Origin of the sequence: Bradyrhizobium sp. CCBAU 53351, assembly GCF_015291745.1 — a bacterium.
GTDB lineage: Bacteria > Pseudomonadota > Alphaproteobacteria > Rhizobiales > Xanthobacteraceae > Bradyrhizobium.
Genome location: NZ_CP030059.1, coordinates 5,364,453 through 5,376,687 on the forward strand (window position 1 = coordinate 5,364,453; position 12,235 = coordinate 5,376,687).

Annotated in this window: 13 protein-coding genes; 5 read left to right on the forward strand and 8 right to left on the reverse strand. The window is 64.9% G+C overall.

Annotated features, from left to right (window positions below; all coding sequences use genetic code 11):
* The first annotated feature begins 281 nt into the window (after positions 1–281).
* Entirely contained in the window at positions 282–1,064 is a 783-nt protein-coding gene (locus XH83_RS25435) for a cyclase family protein (RefSeq protein ID WP_194403439.1), read from the forward strand.
* Positions 1,065–1,068: 4 nt separating this feature from the next.
* Here XH83_RS25435 and XH83_RS25440 read toward each other — a convergent pair whose 3' ends face one another.
* The 3 genes from XH83_RS25440 to XH83_RS25445 all read right to left on the reverse strand — a co-directional run bounded on the left by XH83_RS25440 (position 1,069) and on the right by XH83_RS25445 (position 3,010).
* Complete coding sequence (locus tag XH83_RS25440) at positions 1,069–1,797, reverse strand: Crp/Fnr family transcriptional regulator (protein ID WP_194403440.1); 729 nt, start codon at positions 1,795–1,797, stop codon at positions 1,069–1,071.
* A 279-nt stretch (positions 1,798–2,076) separates the two neighbouring features.
* A complete protein-coding gene (locus XH83_RS40245) occupies positions 2,077–2,202 on the reverse strand; it encodes a hypothetical protein (RefSeq protein WP_256438852.1) in 126 nt (41 codons plus the stop codon).
* Between the two features lie 94 nt (positions 2,203–2,296).
* Entirely contained in the window at positions 2,297–3,010 is a 714-nt protein-coding gene (locus XH83_RS25445) for a helix-turn-helix domain-containing protein (RefSeq protein ID WP_194403441.1), read from the reverse strand.
* Positions 3,011–3,164: 154 nt separating this feature from the next.
* On the opposite strand from XH83_RS25445, the gene XH83_RS25450 reads away from it, so the two are divergent.
* On the forward strand, positions 3,165–3,482 hold the full coding sequence (locus XH83_RS25450; protein ID WP_194403442.1) for a cytochrome c: 318 nt from the start codon (positions 3,165–3,167) through the stop codon (positions 3,480–3,482).
* Positions 3,483–3,488: 6 nt separating this feature from the next.
* Here the strand turns inward: XH83_RS25450 and XH83_RS25455 are convergent, their stop codons facing one another.
* From XH83_RS25455 to XH83_RS25465, 3 genes are read right to left on the reverse strand one after another with little or no spacing between them, the layout of a single operon-like run.
* Positions 3,489–4,592 carry an ABC-type transport auxiliary lipoprotein family protein gene (locus XH83_RS25455; protein WP_194403443.1) on the reverse strand — a complete coding sequence of 368 codons (1,104 nt, stop codon included), beginning with the start codon at positions 4,590–4,592 and terminating at the stop codon, positions 3,489–3,491.
* Positions 4,593–4,595: 3 nt separating this feature from the next.
* Positions 4,596–5,363, reverse strand: a complete 768-nt coding sequence (locus tag XH83_RS25460; protein ID WP_194403444.1) for an ABC transporter ATP-binding protein — start codon at positions 5,361–5,363, stop codon at positions 4,596–4,598.
* A gap of 2 nt (positions 5,364–5,365) precedes the next feature.
* Positions 5,366–6,502 (reverse strand): ABC transporter permease, encoded by a 1,137-nt coding sequence (locus XH83_RS25465; protein WP_194403445.1) that lies wholly within the window; start codon positions 6,500–6,502, stop codon positions 5,366–5,368.
* A 175-nt stretch (positions 6,503–6,677) separates the two neighbouring features.
* Here XH83_RS25465 and XH83_RS25470 point away from each other — a divergent pair, with 175 nt between their 5' ends.
* Positions 6,678–6,953: a hypothetical protein gene (locus XH83_RS25470; protein ID WP_194403446.1), complete on the forward strand. Its 276-nt coding sequence runs from the start codon at positions 6,678–6,680 to the stop codon at positions 6,951–6,953.
* On the forward strand, positions 6,954–7,454 hold the full coding sequence (locus XH83_RS25475; RefSeq protein WP_194403447.1) for a phage holin family protein: 501 nt from the start codon (positions 6,954–6,956) through the stop codon (positions 7,452–7,454).
* 10 nt (positions 7,455–7,464) lie between these two features.
* Here XH83_RS25475 and XH83_RS25480 read toward each other — a convergent pair whose 3' ends face one another.
* Together XH83_RS25480 and XH83_RS25485 are read right to left on the reverse strand one after the other, a co-directional pair.
* Entirely contained in the window at positions 7,465–10,158 is a 2,694-nt protein-coding gene (locus tag XH83_RS25480) for a bifunctional acetate--CoA ligase family protein/GNAT family N-acetyltransferase (protein ID WP_194403448.1), read from the reverse strand.
* Positions 10,159–10,224: 66 nt separating this feature from the next.
* The gene (locus tag XH83_RS25485) at positions 10,225–11,064 is read right to left on the reverse strand and encodes a universal stress protein (protein ID WP_194403449.1); all 840 of its coding nucleotides are present in this window, start codon (positions 11,062–11,064) and stop codon (positions 10,225–10,227) included.
* 176 nt (positions 11,065–11,240) lie between these two features.
* On the opposite strand from XH83_RS25485, the gene XH83_RS25490 reads away from it, so the two are divergent.
* On the forward strand, positions 11,241–12,224 hold the full coding sequence (locus tag XH83_RS25490) for a zinc-dependent alcohol dehydrogenase family protein (protein ID WP_194403450.1): 984 nt from the start codon (positions 11,241–11,243) through the stop codon (positions 12,222–12,224).
* The last annotated feature ends 11 nt before the right edge of the window (positions 12,225–12,235 follow it).

Sequence of the window (12,235 nt, forward strand, 5' to 3'; positions counted from 1 at the left end):
GGGGTTGATTATGTCGTTGTCGGCAAGTGCTGCGAGCCGCCTTGGGTCGCTCCACCTCAGACGTGAAGTCAAGCGCCAATGTCGTCCCTAGGGCGGGCGGCATTCTCTGTCCAAGCCAAATCCGGCATCGATCGATGCAACACTTGCATCGATCAATTTCCGACGCAATTCGCATTATGGCGGGATGGCTGGCCGGCCGGCGTCGCCGGCACGTGACTTGACGGGTGCAATCGAGGCCCCGCAAGATGGCCGAAACAGCGGATCATCGCGAAGGAATGCCCATGCCGCGGAAGCTGATCGATATCTCGGTGCCGCTCAGAAACGACGTGACGGCCGATCCGCCAGGCAACCATCCGACCATCCAGTATATCGATCACCAGCAGGGCCTGCCCCGCATGCTGCAGTTCTTCGACGGACTGAAAGCCCAGGATCTGCCGGACGGCCAGGGCTGGGCCGTCGAGCAGGTCTCGCTGTCGACCCACAACGGCACGCATCTCGATGCGCCCTGGCACTTCCACCCGACCATGAACCGCGGCGAACGGTCATGGACGATCGACGAGGTCCCGCTGGAATGGTGCTTTCAGCCGGGCGTGAAGCTCGACTTCCGGCATCTGCCCGACGGCTATGTGGCGAGCGCCGACGACGTCGAGAAGGAGCTGAAGCGGATCGGGCACAAGCTGTCGCCGCTCGAGATCGTCGTCGTCAACACCAGCGCCGGCGCGAAATTCGGCAAGGCAGAATACGTCAATTCCGGCTGCGGCATGGGCTATGAAGCCACCATGTACCTGCTCGAACGCGGCGTGCGGCTGACCGGCACCGACGGCTGGAGCTGGGACGCGCCGTTCGTGTACACCGCGAAGAGATATGCCGAGACGAAGGATGCCGGCCTGATCTGGGAAGGCCACAAGGCGGGACGGCACATCGGCTATTGCCATCTCGAGAAGCTGCACAATCTCGACCAACTGCCCTCGACCGGATTCACGGTCTCATGCTTTCCGGTGAAGATCGAACGCGCCTCGGCGGGCTGGACCCGCGCGGTCGCCATCGTCGACGATCAGCTCTGAGGCATCACTCGCCGACGAGGCCGCTCTCGGCGAGTTCACGCAGCGCATCGGTGTCCAGCACGACGATGGCGCCGTGCTCGAGACGAACCCAGTTGCGGCCGGCCCAGGCGCGCAATTGCTTGTTGATGCTCTCCCGCGTCATCCCCACCATCTCGCTGATCTCCTGCTGCGTGATGGCGAGCGTGCCGCTGCCGGAATCGAACTTGCGCTCCTCGGTGAGACCGAGCAGCGCGCTCGCCAGCCGGCCCGGCAGATTCTGGAGGATCACCTGCTCGACCTGCTGGCTGGTCCAGCGCAGACGCGCGCAGAGCAGTTCGATGAACTTCATCGCCAGCGCCGGCTGGCTCTTCACGAACGGCAGGAAGTCCCGGCGATCGATGATGTAGAGCTCGCAATTGGTGTTGGCGGTGGCGTCGGCCGACCTGGGAGCGCCGTCGAGTACCGCGATCTCGCCAAAGATCTCTCCGGGACCGATCAGATTGAGAATGGCGTTCCGGCCATCCGGCGACGAGGAGGAGATCTTCACGGTCCCCGAGATCACTGCGAACAGATTGTTGCCGGGATCGCCCTTGGCGGCGATCGTCGCACCGCGCCTCACGCTGGCGTGCTTGGCGTAGCGGCAGAGCTGATCGAGCGCCTCCGGCTCCAGATCCGCGAAGATCGGGTGCTTGCGCAGGACCGATAGTTTGTTGCCCGCCGACTGTCGGGGGTCGCCGGTCTTGTCCTGAGGCACGCCACTGGGCTCCTAAGACTGCGAGGCACTGAGGTTCCTGCGTAGTCAACGTTATCAGGCTTTTCAACCGGAAAGCACGCGCGCGATTTAAGGCAAATGCCGCGAAAAAGCCGCGGTCGAGCTGGGGCCCGCATCCGAAGGATGCGCCGATGCGTTTTGATCGCTGCAGAGTTGCAGGCAGCGCAGCCGCGCTTGCGTTAACACGCTGGCGAGCAGCCGGGCCGGCCGGACGCGCCTCGGCCTGTTGGCAGGTCTGAGCGGACTACGAGTTCGGGAGCTTCAGTGCTTGGAATCCGGGTCGAGCCGGCCGGAGCTGGTTTGTTGGTCTGCCCAAGCCAGAGCTGCGGCGAATGCGACGAAGATCGCGACGACGACAATGGTCACCAGCAACGCATCAGCGGGCATCTTGCTCCTCCCAGAGTGTTCGGGGCATTATTTGCTGCAGCCGGCCGACGTCATTGATCGAGATCAAAAATGGCGGGACATCCCGGACGGACCGTCAAGCTGCGGCCAGCGCCTCGGCGCGCGCGGGATCGAGCAGGCTGATGCCGCCATGAATGATCTCGATCACGCCGTGGCGCTCCAGCTTCGTGAAGGTGCGACTGACGGTTTCGATGGTCAGGCCGAGATAGTCGGCGATGTCCTGACGGCTCATCGGAAGCGGAACCGTGTCGGACAGGCCCCTGCGCGCGACCAGCCGGTCGCGCCAGCCGAGCAGGAAGGTTGCGACCTTCTCGTCGGCCGAGCGGCGGCCGAGCAACACCATATGATCGCGTGCCTGGCTCAGCTCGCGAATGGCCAGCTCGTTGATTCGCCTCAGCAGGAGCGGCCGGTCTTCGATGAAACGGCCGAAAGGCGCTTTGGCGAACTGGCACACGGTCACCACGCCGATCGCATCGGCGGAAAAATTGTGCCGGCCGGATATGTTCATCCCCAGGAAATCGCCGGGCAAGGCGAAGCCGACGATCTGCCGCCGGCCGTCGGGCAGCAGCTTGTACAGCCGCATGACGCCCTCGAGGACGTTGTAGAACGAGGTCGTGATGTCCTCCTCGGAAAACACGGTCTCGCCCGCGTCAAAATGAACGCGGCGTCCGAGATGCTCGAACTCCCTGAGCTCGGCTGCATCCAGCGACGAACAAACCGCCGCTCCGCGCACGGCGCAATCGGCGCAGAAATGCCCGTTCGGCTCAATCGTGACCACGGAAGGCTTCATCCACCGCTCCCAGCGTCGGTCCAGCTCCGCCCCCCCGGCAGAGTCCACCACGCGGCGGCATTTTACTGCACTGCGCCAAAGCCAATTGACTCAGATCAAATTTGGGTGGCATCCCCGTCTTATTCTGCTTCCAGAGTTCGACGGGATTTCTTCCATGCTGCAAGGCGCTTTGCGTCACGGCCTGATTGGGCTGCTTCTGATGACACCTGCGCTGGCGGCCCCGACCGCCGAACAGCGCGGCAAGGCCTTTGCAAGGGCCAATTGCGCGCGCTGCCACGCCATCGACCGCGCCTCGCGCAGCCCGCTCGAGGGCGCGCCCCCGTTGCGCACCCTGCATCGGCGTTACCCGATCGAGAGCCTCGGTGAGGCGCTGGCCGAAGGGATCTACACCGGTCACGCCGACATGCCGGCCTTCGAGCTCAGCCCGGACCAGATCCACGACCTTCTGTCCTACCTGAAGACGCTGGAATAGACGGCGTCACACCGCCTGCACGGTCCAGCCGATCAGCTCCTTGGCGATGCGGGCAAAGGCCGCATCGAAGGCGGCGACCGCAGCGGCCGGCTCGACCTTGTCGAGCTTCTCGCTGGTCTCGACCAGGCGCGAGGCAACCACCTTGCCGTTCTTGTCGACGATCCGCGCCGACAGTCCGATCTCGACCTTCGCCTCGCCCTCCGTGACGATGCGAAAGCGCCGGATGTCGATCAGAAGCTGATAATCCGCCTGACCGAAGTCGGTCGTGCGTAGCGGGGCGTGGGCGATGTCGTAATTCTCAAAACTGTCGATCAGCCGCGCCTGCACCAATTTCGGAATGCTGTCGGCCCAGAGGAAGTCCGCAAAGCCCGGCCTGTCCCCGACGGGCGCGAACAGCATGCGCTGGGTCTGCAGCATTGCGACCGCGCTCGGCTCGGGGATGGCCAGCGACGCGGAGAGCGTCTTGCCGGCCGGCCCAAGGCTTGGCGGCGTGTGGAGGTCGTAGGTGACTTTCTGCGCGGGAGCGCCGCCCCCGGTCATCTTCTCGAGGCCCGCCAGAATGCCGTCGATCTTGCCGGTGTTGCGCGCGAGCCCGTCGGAGAACGTCTTGAGATTGGCGATGGTGTCCTTCAGCGGGCCGGAATTATCCTCGAGCACCGTATCGACCCGCCGCAGCGCATCCCGCGCCGCCTGAGTCATGCTCTGGCCGGCGCCGGCCTCCGCGATCAGGGTCAGCGGCTCGCCGGATTTGGCGACGATCACGCCGCCCTCCAACGTCACCACCGGCACGCCGGTGAGGCCCTGGAATTCGAGGCCGACCTTGGTGTCGGAACGGACCGGCGTGGTGGTCGCAACCGAGATCGTCGCATTGACGAAGCGCGGGTTATCGGCCGCGAGCCCGAGCTGGGTCACCTCACCGACGCGGATGCCGTTGAACAGCACGCCGGCGCCGACCAGGAGGCCTGGGACCGGCCCCTGGAATTGCACATGGTAGTTCGTGCGCGGGCCGATGCCGCCGGTGTTGTTCAGCCAGTAGACGAAGCCAAACACCGCAAGGATCGCGGCCAGCACGAAGCCGCCGATCAGCACGTAGGGAGCGCGGGTTTCCATGTCTCATCTCATCTCGTGTTGCAGCATCTGCGAGCGCTTGCCGTGGAAATAAGCGCGCACCCAGGGATGCTCGGATTGCAGCAATTCGCGCATCGGGCCGATCGCCACGATCTTGCCGTCGGCCAGCGCGGCGACGCGGTCGCAGACCGTGGTCAGGCTCGCCAGATCGTGCGTCACCATGAACACGGTCAGCCCCAGGGTCTTTTGCAGCGTCTTGATCAGAGCATCGAAATCGCCTGCGGCGATCGGATCGAGGCCGGAGGTCGGCTCGTCCAGGAACAGGATCGGCGGATCGAGCGCGAGCGCACGCGCCAGCGCCACGCGCTTGGTCATGCCGCCGGACAGTTCCGCCGGATATTTGTCCGCGTCCTGGGCGCGCAAGCCGACCATTTCGAGCTTGGCGATCGCGATCTCGTCCATCAGCTCCTGCGACAGGACGAGGTTTTCGCGCAAGGGAAACTGGACGTTCTGGCGAACCGTCAGCGAGGAGAACAGCGCACCCTGCTGGAACAGGATGCCCCAAATCGTGGCTGCGCCTCGACCGTGACCGCCGGTGGGTTGTCCCATGACTTCGATGGTCCCGCCCCGGCGCGGAATCAGGCCGATGATGGTCCGCATCAGGACCGACTTGCCGCCACCGGACGCCCCCACCAGCCCGAGGATCTCGCCGCGGCGGACGTCGAGCGACAGATGGTCGAGCACGGTCTGGCGGCCGAAGCCGACCACGAGGTCGCGGACGCGGATCGCGAACTGGTCTTGCGATGCGTCCATCATCACATTCCGATCGAAGCGAAGAAGATCGCGAACAGTCCGTCGAGCACGATCACCAGGAAGATCGACTTCACCACCGACGTCGTGGTCTGCCGCCCGAGCGACTCCGCGCTGCCCTTGACGCGCAATCCCTCGCTGCAGGCCACGATCCCGATCACCAGCGCCATGAACGGCGCCTTCAGGATGCCCACCTCGAAATGAGTGACGGAGATGGCCTCGTGCAGCCGCGCGATGTAGATCGCCGGGCCCATGTCGCCATAGAACTGCGCGACGAGGCCGCCGCCATAGAGCGCGGCGATCGATCCGATGAAGGTGAGGATGGGCAGCGCGATGACCAGGGCCGCAACGCGCGGCAGGATCAGGACCTCGACGGGATCGAGCCCCATGGTCGAGAGCGCATCGATCTCCTCGCGCATCTTCATCGAGCCGAGCTCGGCGGTGTACGCGCTTCCCGACCGGCCGGCGACCATGATGGCGACGATCAGCACGCCGAGCTCACGGAGCACCAGGATGCCGACCATGTCGACGGTGTAGGACTCGGCGCCGAATCTGCGGAAATGGAAGAAGCCCTGCTGCGCGATGATGGCGCCGATCAGGAAGGTGATCAACGCCACGATGGGGATCGCCTGCCATCCGATGCGGTAGAGCTGATAGACCAGCGACGTCAGCCGCAACGAACCCGGCCGACGCAGCACGCCGATGACGGCCATGAACAACGCGCCGAGCATCTGGAGGAAGATCGTGACGTCTTCACGCGCACTGAGCGTGGACTTGCCGAGATCCCCGAGCCTCGCCACGACCGGATTGGGCGCAGCCGTCGGGGCCGGCGTCTGGCGGTTGACCTGCCGCACCTCGTCCATCAGCCCGCTGAACTGATCGGCGACGCCCACGAATTCGGCCGATCGCCCTGACGATGCGGCCCTGCGCGACAATTTCTCCAAGACCCAGGCGCCGAGCGTATCGAGCGCACTGACGCCCGACATGTCCAGGGTGACGACGCGCGATCGATCGACGTCCACTCCGACCGAGTGGGACAAGGTCTCGAGCGTCACCACATTCGCGGCGGTCCAGGGCCCTTCGGGGCGCAAGTTCAGAACGTCGCCGGACGGCGTCGCGAGCAACAGCGGTTCGTGGTTCACACTTCCACCTCATCGGGACAATTGGTCCGCAATTCAGACCGCATTTCTAGGCCAGCATATGGCGGCCGGCTTGACCTGTCTCAAGAGCAGAGCAGCACAGCCGATTGACGCAAATCAAGCGCGAAGGCGCGGGCGGGCCCTAGGCTCGCTTTCGTTCAATGGGGATATCAGGTCCATGTTCGACAGTGACAGGATGAGTGAAGAACTGCACGCATTGAAGGTCGACGTCACGCGCTTGCTGAGCACCGCCGGCGAAGAGATGTTCGAGAGCTCGAAAGATCGCGCCGAGGCACTCGCCGATCAGATCAGGGCCGCGCTGACCGAGCTTGGAGAGACCGTCGACGAAGAGCAGGAGCAGCTTCAGAGCCTCATTGCGGACCGTCCGATCACGTCGCTCGCCTCGGCCTTCGCGCTCGGCGTGGTCGTCGGCTTCATGCTGAGGAGACACTAGGTGAATACCGAGAATGTGGTCAAACATTTGCGCGCGCTGTGGCGCACGGACAGGATCATCGCGGACATCAGGCTTTGCCATCTGCTGGTCGGCCTCGGCCTGCGCGCCTTTGCGGCCCTGATCGCGGCATTCGGGCTCCTGATGCTGGAGCTGTCGGCCTATTTCGCGCTGGTCCAGATCTGGAGTGCGATTGCCGCGGCGGCCATCCTCGGCGCCGTCAATTTTGCCATCGCGGCCGCTCTCTTCCTGATCGCCGGCCGCGCTCCGTCAGGCCGTGACATCGAGCTCGCCAGCGAGATCCACGACGCCTCCATCGAAGCCCTTCAGCTTGAGGCGCGCGCGCTCCAGGCCCAGGTGTCCGGCGCGGTGCATCATCCGCTCAGCACGATCGTGCCGGTGCTGGTGCCACTGATCGCGATCATCGTGAAGAATTTGCGGTCAACGGCCAAGTCTTCGGCCAAGTCCTCCGCCGCGGCGAGTCCGGGCGAAGCCCGCTCCTGAAGGGGCGCGCTCAGAGCTTCAGCTTGACGTCGCAGATGTCAGGCTCAGCCGGATCCGGCTTGACCTCGAAGCCGAGATTTCGGCACATTTCGAGCATCACGGTGTTCTCCTGGAGCACGTCGCCCGAAATAACCTTCAACCCTTCCGACTTGGCGTAGGTGATGATGAGCTGCATCAGCGCCCAACCGAGCCCCCTGCCCTTGAGATCGGACCGCAGCAGGATCGCGTACTCCCCGCTCTCGTAGATCGAATCCGAGTGCAGCCGGACCACGCCGACCATCTCGCCGGTGGCCTCGTCGAATGCAATGAAGGCCATCGCGCGCGCATAGTCGAGCTGGGTCAGGCGCGCGATGAACTCGTGGGTGAACTCCTTCATCGGCGCGAAGAACCGCAGGCGAAGGTCGTGTGGCGTGACGTGACGCAGGAATTCATGGATGGTCGGCTCGTCCTCGGGACGCATGGGCCGCACGAAGATGCGCCAGTCGTCCTTGAGCTTGAGGCGGCGCTCCCATTGCGAGGGATAGGCACGAACCGCGAAATTGGCCGGGCCGGAGCCGACAAACTTCCGTTGCGGCGGGCCGACCGCGACGCGGGCATCGACCGCGGTCACGCCGGTCTCGTCCGCCAGCAGCGGGTTGATGTCGAACTCGTGGATTTCGGGAATGTCGGCGGCCATCTGCGCCAGCTTGACCAGCACCAGGCCCACAGCGTCCTCCTTGACCGCCGGCACGTCACGATAGGCCTTCAGCAACCGCGACACGCGCGTACGGTCGATCAAATCGCGGGCGAGCTGCAAATCCAGCGGCGGCAGCGCAAGCGCCTTGTCGTTGATGATCTCTACCGCCGTGCCGCCACGGCCGAACACCACGACGGTGCCGAAAGTGGGATCGTCGGCGAGACCCAGGATCAGCTCGCGCGCCTTCGCCTTGACGACCATGGCCTGGACGATGACGCCGCCGATGCGGGCCTCAGGCCGCAGCTTTCTTGCCCGGGCGAGAATATCGGAGGTGGCCGCACGCACGGCCTCCGGCGTCGTCAGATTGAGCACGACGCCGCCGACATCGGATTTGTGGACGATGTCGCGCGACATGATCTTCAAGACGACGGTCCCGCCCTGTCCGAAGATGTCCTTCGCATAGGTCACCGCCTGCTCGACATCGGCTGCCGCATAGGTCGGCACCATCGCGATGTCATAGGCTTCGAGCAGATGCTTGATCTCGACCGGCTCGAGCCATTGGCGGCCATCCGCGATCGCGGCAGTGACGATCTGCCTCGCCCCTCGCGCGTCCGGAACGAATGTGTCGGGCATCGCGGGGGGGACCTGACTCAGCTCCTCGACCACCTCGCGGTGCCGGACCAGATGCATGAAGCCGCGCACCGCGTCGTCCTCGGTCGGATAATTCGGCATTCCGGCACCGGACAGCGCCTGAATGATGCCCTGATCGGCCCCGACCCAGGACGCCAGCACCGGCTTCGCCCATCGGCGGTGCTGTTCGCGATACTTGGCGACGAGCTCCGTCACGGTGGTGGCGATCTCGGCTGCCGAGGCGATCGCCGTTTGCACGTTGAGGACCAGGACCGCGTCATTGTCGCGATCAGCCAGCAGCACCTCCAGCGCCGCCGCGTAGCGCGAGGCGTCGGCGTCGCCGACGATGTCGACGGGATTCGCACGGGACCAGGTCGGCGGCAGAGCCGCATCGAGCTTCTTGCGCGCCTCCGCCGAGATGGTCGCCGGAATCCCGCCGAGCTCGACCAGTCGGTCGACGGCGAGCACGCCGATGCCGCCACCATTGGTCAGGATGGCGAGGCGCTTTCCGGTCGGCGATTCGACGCGGCCGAGTGTCTCGGCGCAATCGAACAGCTCCCGCAGATCGGAGACCCGCAGCACGCCGGCGCGGCGGAACGCCGCGTCATAGACGGCGTCGGCGCCGGCAAGCGCGCCGGTATGCGTGGCAGCCGCCTTCGCACCCTGCGCCATGCGGCCGGACTTCACCACGACGACGGGCTTTACGCGCGCGGCGGCGCGTGCCGCCGACATGAACTTGCGCGCGTCCTTGATGGACTCGATGTAGAGCAGGATCGCGCGTGTCTTGTGATCCATCGCGAAATAGTCGAGCAGATCGGCAATATCGACGTCCATCTGATCGCCGATCGAGACGATGCCGGAGAAGCCGACGCCACGCTGCGCCGCCCAGTCGACCATGCCGGCAGCGATCGCGCCCGACTGCGAGATCAGCGCGAGGCTACCCGCCCCCGGCATATGCGCTGCAAAGCTGGCATTCAGGCTGACGCCGGGCATCATGATGCCAAGACAATTCGGTCCAATCAGCCGCATGCCGCATTTGTGGGCCGCCGTGACGGCAGCCTCGTGCAGAGATCCCGGTCCGTGGCCGAGCCCGGCCGAAACGATCAAGGCGCCCGCCGAGCCGCGACGCCCGGCCTGGTCGATGATGCCGGGAATCTCACGCGCAGGCGCGGTGACGACCACGAGCTCGGGCACGAAGTCCAACCCGTCCAGACTTTTCACGGCCGCGATGCCGCCGATTTCGGCATGACGCGGATTGACGAGGCCGAACCGCCCCTTGAATTGGGCCTTGTGGATATTCTCCAGAACGGCGCGTCCCACGGAGACCGGACGGGCGCTCGCGCCGACGAGTGCGACTGAACGCGGCGCCAGCAGATTGCTCAGACGATAGGTTGACATGAAAGCAAATGCGCCCGGTCAGCGACGGTTTCGATGGTTGACGATCAGGCCGGAAAAATAGTGAGCCTAGTGCGAGATCATAACCCAGCACGGTGGCTCGCCAATGACGGTCTTTGTCACACCGCCCCAGACGACCTCGTTCAGGCGCGAATGATGATAGGCGCCCATCACGATCGCATCCATCCCGTGGGAATTCACCCAGTTCCCCAGGACCTTGCCGATCGAGCTGCCGCGGCCTTTCGCCGTTTCGAACGAGGCGTGAACGCCGTGTTCCCTCAGATGATCGACCAAGGCGGTTCCGGATTGCACGATCGCGTCGGTCTTGTCATCCGCCACGGTCACCACGCGGACAGAGGCCGCCGCCTGCAGAACCGGCAGCGCGTCGCCGACCGCTCGCGCTGCACGCGCGGAGTGATCCCAGGCGATCATGACGTTCTCGAATTTGGACCGAAGGTTGCCTGCGAGATGTTCCGGACAGAGCAGAAGCGGCCGGCCGGATCCGAACAGGAAGGCTTCGACAATGCTCTCCGTTCGACTATCGTGCGGCTTCACGGGAAGCAGCGTAAGATCGTTGAAACGGGCATACTCGGCGAGGACCGCCGCGATCTGGTCCGCCGGCACCTTGCCCGCTCGGCTCTGGGCGCGAATGTTGGCGCTGGATGTCGCATTGGTGAATGCGTTGAGGAGCTGCTGCATGTCGCTCGGCTCGCGCGAGCTGGCGGCCTCCGCGGCCTCGTGATCGCTGAGCAGCATCACCTTCGGCCGCTCGTACACCTCTTCCTCGAGCGCGAGCGCGGTGATCCTGGCGCCGAGATCGGCGGCAACAGTCACGCATTTCTCGATCGCAACCAGGGCCGGCCCACGCGGCTGACCGATAAGCGGCAGAAAGACGTCCTTGATGGGCATCGGGATTCTCCTTGGCCGCCACAATAGGCCGGCTTTGGTCGAGACGCTTGATCCTGGTCAAGCCAAAGGAACCCGGTTCGGTCGGTCGGGAACAGGCGTTGACCGACGTCAAGGACTGGCCACTCGGCTATTCTATGGATAGTTCGATGGGAGCGCGGTTCACCCTGGAGAGACCGATGCGTGCGATGGTGTTGCCGGCCCCACAAACGCGCCTCCAGATGGAGGAGCGGCCTGACCCGATCCCCGGCGAAGGGCAGCTCCGCGTGAAGATCAGCGCCTGCGGGGTATGCCGCACCGATCTTCACCTCATCGACGCCGAGCTGCCCGACATTCGCTATCCGATCGTGCCCGGTCACGAGATTGTCGGTCGGGTCGATCTCGTGGGCCCGAATGTCACAACGCATACGCCCGGTGACCGCGTCGGCATCCCCTGGCTCGGCTTCACCTGCGGACATTGTCGCTTCTGCAGGGAGGGCAAGGAAAACTTGTGTGACGCACCAGAGTTCACCGGCTACACGCGCGACGGCGGCTACGCGACCCACGCCATTGCCGAGGCACGCTACGCCTTCCCGCTCGGTGAAGACGGCAACGACGTGGAGATTGCGCCTCTGCTATGCGCGGGGCTGATCGGCTGGCGCTCACTGGTGCTGGCCGGCTCAGCCGAACGGCTCGGCCTCTATGGTTTCGGCGCGGCCGGCCACATCATTGCGCAAGTCGCGCGCTGGCAGGGACGATCCGTCCATGCGTTCACGCGACGCGGTGACGTCGCTCCGCAAGATCTTGCGCGCCGTCTCGGCGCCGTTTGGGCAGGAGCATCAGACGAAGTGCCTGACGAGCCGCTGGACGCCGCCATCATCTTCGCACCATCAGGCGAGCTCGTTCCGGCTGCGCTGCGCGCCGTGCGCAAAGGCGGTCGCGTCGTATGCGCCGGTATCCACATGACCGACATTCCAAGCTTTCCGTACCATCTGCTCTGGCAGGAGCGGCAACTGGTCTCGGTCGCCAATCTCACCCGGCAGGACGGCCTCGATTTTCTCAAGATCGCTCCGCAAGCCGGCGTGCGCACCGAGACGACGGAATTTCCGCTTCATCAGGCCAATGAGGTTCTGACCATGCTGAGAGCCGGTCAGATTCTCGGCGCGGCCGTGCTGACGCCCTGACGGTGCTTTCG